A 1,339-nucleotide genomic window follows, 5' to 3' on the forward strand; every position below is an offset into this window, starting at 1 on the left:
GAGCCCGCGGTCGATCAGCAGGACCCGACGAGCCTCGAAGCGGCCCTCAGCAACGGCAATGCGGGCGACCCGGCGCTGAACGCCGCGCTCGCGGGTCAGATCATGGTCGACCCAACGCTGACCCAGTCGTCGAACGACGACGCGATCCGCCCGCCGCCCGAACCGATGGGCGGGGCGATGCCACCCGAGGAAGCGGGCCGCCGCGCCGATACGGTCGATCCGCGCACGCTGAAACGCGCGCCCGCTGCTGCCGGTGACTGTCCCGCCTGCCGCCAGGCCGACGCGGCGCTGACGCTGGGCGCGCTGGCCGAGCGGCAGACGTTTCCGAACGCAGCGGCGTGCGCGCGGACGATCGGCTATTCCGCGCTTTGGGCGAATCGCCTGCCCGCCGACCTGCCGCTCTATCCCGATGCACAGCTGTCGGAGGCGGCAGGTTCCGACCAGGCCGGCTGCCGGCTGCGCGTCGTGCATTTTTCGAGTCGGGCGACGCCGCAGCGGCTGCTCGACTTCTATTATACCCGCACCGCCGACACGGGCTATTCGGCCGACCACCGCAGCGATGGCCGCCGGCACGTGCTCGGCGGTATGCGCGGCGGCGATGCCTATAGGGTGTATGTCACGCCGCGCGTGGGGGGCGTCAGCGACGTCGATCTGGTCTCCAACGCCGGGCACTGAGCGACGCCGCCGTGTCCAAGGGCGAGCGCCGCGCATGCCCGTCAAGCGCGGCTTTCCGTTTTCCGCGATTCGCGCTAGGGCGCGGGCATGTCTCCCCTTCTCTATGTCATGGTCGGTGGCGCGGTCGGATCCGGCGCGCGCTATCTGACCGGGCGCGCGATGACCGCGCTGCTCGGTGCCGGCTATCCGTTCGGCACGCTGGCGGTGAACCTTGTCGGCGGGCTGCTGATGGGCGTGCTCGTCGGCGTGCTCGCGCGCCATTCGGCGCCCGAGGGCTGGCGACTGCTGCTCGGCGTCGGCGTGCTCGGCGGGTTCACGACCTTTTCCTCCTTCTCGCTCGACGTCGTCACGATGATCGAGCGTGGCGCGCCGGGCCTCGCGCTCGGCTATGTTCTGGTGTCGGTGATCGGTTCGATCGCCGCGTTGTTCGCGGGTCTCTCCGCAGTAAGGGCCGTCGCATGACTGCGGGCAAACACGATAGCGATACGAATTTCCGCGAGTTCAACGTCGGGTTCGACGATGACGGCATCCGGCTGGACCGGTGGTTCAAGCGGCACCTGCCCGAAACGAGCTTCACGACGGTGGCGATGTGGGCGCGGACCGGCCAGCTGCGCGTCGACGGCGCGCGCGCGACGCCGGGCGACCGGATCGCGGCGGGCCAGAT

The 1,339-nt window shown here is 70.4% G+C and carries 2 protein-coding genes and 1 pseudogene; all 3 read left to right on the forward strand.

Annotated features, from left to right (window positions below):
- A partial coding sequence (locus tag sphsw_RS13205) for a hypothetical protein (RefSeq protein WP_031441013.1) occupies positions 1–675 on the forward strand: 675 nt, incomplete at its 5' end.
- Between the two features lie 87 nt (positions 676–762).
- Positions 763–1,137, forward strand: coding sequence for a fluoride efflux transporter CrcB (gene crcB / locus sphsw_RS13210; protein ID WP_031441014.1), 375 nt, complete (start codon positions 763–765; stop codon positions 1,135–1,137).
- Positions 1,134–1,339, forward strand: a pseudogene (locus sphsw_RS13215) (RluA family pseudouridine synthase); the annotation flags it as partial. The gene crcB and the pseudogene sphsw_RS13215, both read left to right, overlap by 4 nt.

The organism is Sphingomonas sp. FUKUSWIS1 (assembly GCF_000733135.1).
In the GTDB taxonomy this organism is placed as follows: domain Bacteria; phylum Pseudomonadota; class Alphaproteobacteria; order Sphingomonadales; family Sphingomonadaceae; genus Sphingomonas; species Sphingomonas aerolata.